The organism is Streptomyces sp. KLMMK, from assembly GCF_036961605.1.
GTDB classification, from domain to species: domain Bacteria; phylum Actinomycetota; class Actinomycetes; order Streptomycetales; family Streptomycetaceae; genus Streptomyces; species Streptomyces telluris.
Genome location: NZ_JBAMDC010000459.1, coordinates 1 through 4,773, shown reverse-complemented (window position 1 = coordinate 4,773; position 4,773 = coordinate 1). Strand labels below are relative to the sequence as shown.

General features: G+C 75.1%; 4 protein-coding genes. 2 read left to right on the top strand and 2 right to left on the bottom strand.

The features are described 5' to 3' along the window. The coding region (locus V7793_RS33570) for a hypothetical protein (RefSeq protein WP_336013480.1) at positions 1-348 on the top strand (348 nt) is incomplete at its 5' end. Between the two features lie 89 nt (positions 349-437). On the opposite strand, the gene V7793_RS33565 is transcribed toward V7793_RS33570, so the two are convergent. Further along, positions 438-1,016, bottom strand: a complete 579-nt coding sequence (locus tag V7793_RS33565) for a hypothetical protein (protein ID WP_336013479.1) — start codon at positions 1,014-1,016, stop codon at positions 438-440. Between the two features lie 217 nt (positions 1,017-1,233). Further along, positions 1,234-3,399: a RecQ family ATP-dependent DNA helicase gene (locus V7793_RS33560; RefSeq protein WP_336013478.1), complete on the bottom strand. Its 2,166-nt coding sequence runs from the start codon at positions 3,397-3,399 to the stop codon at positions 1,234-1,236. A gap of 146 nt (positions 3,400-3,545) precedes the next feature. Between V7793_RS33560 and V7793_RS33555 the strand changes: the two genes are divergently transcribed. Then, on the top strand, positions 3,546-4,773 hold a 1,228-nt coding region (locus V7793_RS33555), incomplete at its 3' end, for a DUF4192 domain-containing protein (protein WP_336013477.1).

Sequence of the window (4,773 nt, the reverse complement as noted above, 5' to 3'; positions counted from 1 at the left end):
GCCCTGGACGCCGCGGACGAGGCCGTCGACCTGCTGCTCGACACCGGCCGCGCGCCCGGCGAGATCCTGGTGCTGACGACCGGCGACCCGCACCCGTGGGCGGCGCACGAGCTGTCCTTCGGCGAGGCGTCGTACTGGGCGCAGCACGACGCCCGCGACGACGTCTTCTACGCGGCTGCCGACGCGGAGCGCGCGGGAGCGCGGCCGGTCGTGGTCGTGGCCGTCAACGGCGGCGCGGACGACGCGGTGACCCGCGCGCTGCCCGCTGCGATGGGCCGCGCCGGCGGGCTGCTGATCGTCTGCGGCGACCCGCAGCGCGTCAACGCCCTGATCTCCGCGGGCGTCTGACGACGGGCCCGGCGGTCGTGCCCCTCTGAGGGGCGCCGGCCGCGGGGTCCGAGCCTATGTTCCGGGGACGTGCTGTCCCCACCTGCCCGTCAGCGCGCGACCGTGCGGCGGTGTGCCTCGTGCGCGCCGCCGCCGGACGTCGTGGACGCCTGGACGTGCGCCGGTGACCGCGGTCTGCGTCCGCTGCGGCCCTCGCCGAGGATCTGCCAGCCGCTTTCGGTCAGGGTGATGTACGCGCCGCAGCGCAGCCCGTGCAGCGTGCAGGCGTCACGCAGGCCCCACATCCACGCCCCGTCCTCCTCCGTCCAATGGGCCTCGCCCGGTCGGCAGTAGAGCAGCACGGCGGTGCGCACCGGCGTACGCCGCCGCAGGTCGTGCGGGATCACCCGGCGCAGCTGTGCCAGGAGTGCGTTGCGCAGCTCCCAGCCGTCGGGCGGGGCGGGAAGGCGGACGAACGAGGCGCTGGCCGCGAGCCGTTCGTCATGATCGAGAACGGCGACGACGGCCGTCGACGGCGCCGGCAGGTGACGGGCGTGCAGGCCGGTGATCACCTCGCGCGGGTTGCGCAACAGGGGGATTCCGGCCGCGGCCCATTCGGAGGGCTCCAGCAGCCGGCTCAGCCGGTGCCCGGCTTCGGCGGGAGGCGGCGGTACGAAGTCGAAGGCCATGACCCTCCTTCGGCTGCGTGGCCACGGGCCGGGCGGCGCCGGGCAGGAGTGCACGCCACGACGGCCGTCCCCGGCGGGCCGTGGACGGACGAGAGCGGGATCGCGTCCAATTCTCGCGGTGCCGGGGGCGGGCGGCAACGATCAATTGGCGCCATTGGCCGACGGCGCGCGGCTCGCCGCCCTCGCCCGCCCCCGCCGCACCGCGTGCCGTGTGCCGCTAGCCCTGTACCGCCAGAACCAGGGGGAACACCTGCGGTGCACCGGAGCGCCGCAGCAGCCGTGCAGCCACGGCCAGCGTCCATCCGGTGTCGGTGAGATCGTCCACGAGCAGGACCGGCCCGCCGGCCGAGGCCAGGGCCTCCGCGAGGGCCGGCGGCACCGTCAGCGCGCCGTCCAGCGCACGCAGCCGCTGCGCGCTGTTGGTGCGGGGAACCCGGGTGTCGGTGTCTGCGCCTCCGTACTCGACCGTGCCCAGCAGGGGCATCCGGCCGACCGCGGCGATGTGCTCGCCGAGCGAGCGGATCAGCTGCGGCCGGGTGCGGGAGGCGAGCGTGACGACGCCCACGGGGCGGCCGGGGGCGTCCGCCGCCCCGGAGGCCCAACCGCCGGGACCGCGGGCCCAGTCGGCCAGCACGGTCACCACCGCGGCCGCGACGTCGTCCGGAACAGGCCCGTCCGGAGTGTGCGGGGCGAGGAGGGGGCGCAGCCGGTTGCCCCAGCCGATGTCGGACAGCCGCCCGAGGGCCCGGCCGGGCGCGGCCTGTTCGCCGGCCGGGATACGGCCCTTGAGGTCGACGCCTACGGCCGGCATTCCCGTGGGCCACATCCGGCGCGGTTCGACTTCCACGCCCGGGCGCCCCAGCTCGCCCCGCGACGCGTCGAGCGCCCCGGCGGAGACCTCCGTGCCGAAGCGCGGCCCCGTGCAGTTGTCGCAGCGCCCGCACGGGGCCGCCTGCTCGTCGTCCAGCTGACGGCGCAGGAACTCCATCCGGCACTGCGTCGTGGCGGCGTAGTCGCGCATCGCCTGCTGCTCGGCCCCGCGCTGCCGCTCCACCCAGGCGTACCGCTCGGCGTCGTACGTCCACGGGCGGCCCGTCGCGGTCCAGCCGCCGCGCACCCGGTGCACGGCGCCGTCGACGTCGAGGACCTTGAGCATGGTCTCCAGACGCGAACGCCGCAGCTCGACCTGGGGCTCCAGAGCCGGCAGGGAGACCGGGCGGTCCGACGCGGCGAGCACCTCCAGGGTGCGGCGGACCTGCTCCTCCGGGGGGAAGGCGAGGGAGGCGAAGTACTTCCAGATCGCCTCGTCCTCCCGGCCCGGGAGCAGCAGGACCTCGGCGTGCTCGACGCCGCGGCCCGCGCGGCCGACCTGCTGGTAGTAGGCGATGGGGGAGGAGGGAGAGCCCAGGTGGACCACGAAGCCCAGGTCCGGCTTGTCGAAGCCCATGCCCAGCGCCGACGTGGCGACGAGCGCCTTGACGCGGTTGGCCTGCAGGTCCTCCTCGGCCTGCAGGCGGTCCGCGTTCTCCGTCTTGCCGGTGTAGGAGGCCACCGTGTGGCCGCACCGGCGCAGGAAGGCGGTGACCTCCTCGGCGGCCGCGACGGTGAGCGTGTAGATGATGCCGGAGCCGGGGAGCTCGGCGAGGTGGTCGGCGAGCCAGGCCAGCCGGTGCGCGGCGTCGGGCAGCTGCAGGACGCTGAGGCTCAGGCTCTCCCGGTCCAGCGCACCGCGCAGCACCAGCGCCTGCGTGGACTCCTCGCCCGTGCCCAGCTGCTCGGCAACATCGGCGGTGACGCGGGCATTGGCCGTGGCCGTCGTGGCGAGGACGGGGACGCCGGGGGGAAGGTCGGCGAGCATGGTGCGCAGGCGGCGGTAGTCGGGCCGGAAGTCGTGGCCCCAGTCGGAGATGCAGTGGGCCTCGTCGACGACCAGCAGGCCGGTGGCGGCGGCGAGCTTGGGCAGGACCTGGTCGCGGAAGTCGGGGTTGTTGAGCCGCTCGGGGCTCACCAGCAGCACATCGACCTCGCCCGCGGCCACCTCGGCCTGGACGGCGTCCCACTCCTCGACGTTGGCGGAGTTGATCGTGCGGGCGTGGATCCCGGCCCGTGCCGCGGCGTCCACCTGGTTGCGCATCAGCGCGAGCAGCGGCGAGACGATCACCGTGGGCCCGCTGCCCCGGGCCCGCAGCAGCGCCGTCGCGACGAAGTACACCGCCGACTTGCCCCACCCCGTGCGCTGCACGACCAGCGCGCGACGGTGGTGGGCGACCAGCGCCTCGATCGCCAGCCACTGGTCCTCCCGCAGTCTGGCCTTGCCCGTGGGGTCCCCGACGAGGCGGGCCAGGACGGCGTCGGCCGAGGCGCGGAGGTCTTCGTTCGTCATGCCCCCATGCAACACGAGTGCACTGACAATGCGCGAACGAACCGGCCCGGCTGTGGAAAACCGCTGTCCACAGCATTAGTAGGACCATATTCCGGGGTTATCCACAGGCCTGGCGGGCCGCGGCGGACCCGCGGGACTCTCGGGCCATGACGCAGCACAACGAATCCGCCCGCCCGTCCACGCCCTCCTCCCCGTCCGCCGCCGTGCCCGGCACGGCAGGGGACCCCGGGCAGCAAGTCACCCTCCGCTCGCCGGCCGAGCTGGCCGACGCCCTCCCGTACCTGCTCGGCTTCCACCCGACCGACAGCATCGTCCTCGTCGCCCTCCACGGTGACCGGGGCCGCTTCGGCGGCCGGCTGAGGCTCGGCATCCCGCGCAGCGGCGAGGAATGGCCGGACGTCTGCGACCAGCTCGCCGAGACCCTCCTGACCGGCAGCAGCAAGCGCGGCAACCGCCCCGACGGCGTGGTCATCTTCCTCTGCCAGGACCCCGACACGGCCGCGGGCCAGAGCCCGCGACAGGTGATGGAGCGGCTGCGCCCGCTCGCCCAGAGCCTGCGCCGGGCCTGCGGCCGGCTCGACATGCCGGTGCACGAAGCCCTGTGCATCTCCGAGGGCCGCTTCTGGTCGTACTGCTGCCCCGACCCCCGCTGCTGCCCGCCCGACGGCACCCCCCTCTCCCTGCCGGGCACGTCGGTCATGGCCGCCGCGGCCACCTATGCGGGCATCGAGGTCCGCGGCACCCTCCGGGAGATGGAGGACCGGTACGCACCCCTCACGGGTGACCGTGCCGAGGGGCAGCGCAAAGCGCTGGACGCCGCGGCCTTCGCGATGGTCCCGCGGATCCTCGGAGAGGAGGGCTGCGAGCCCGTACGGCAGGAGACTCTCGCCCTCGCGCGGGCCCTGGCCGACCGGCTCCAGGAGGCGCCGCCCCTCCCCGGCCGCCCCGCATCCGACGCATGCGACGACTCCCTCCTGACGGATGAGGAGGCCGCCACGGTCATCGTCGGCCTCCAGGACCGCGTCACTCGGGACCACGCCGCGGAGTGGATGGAGGGCCCGCAGGCCCCGGCCGTCCTGCGGCTGTGGCGCGCCCTCGCCCGCCGCTGCGTGCCCCCGTACGCGGAGTACGCGGCAGCGCCCGTCGCACTCGCCGGCTGGGTGGCCTGGGCCACCGACGACCAGCCGGAGGCGAGGGTCGCGCTGAGCCGGGCCCTGGGCGCCGACCCCGAGTACGTCTTCGCCCAGCTGCTCTACCGCGCGTGCAACGAAGGGCTGGACCCCGAGCCGCTGCGCCAGTGCCTGCGCCACGAGAAGGCAGATCGCGCCCTGCAGGACGCGGTCCGGGCCGAGGTGGAGCGCATCGAGGCGGCGG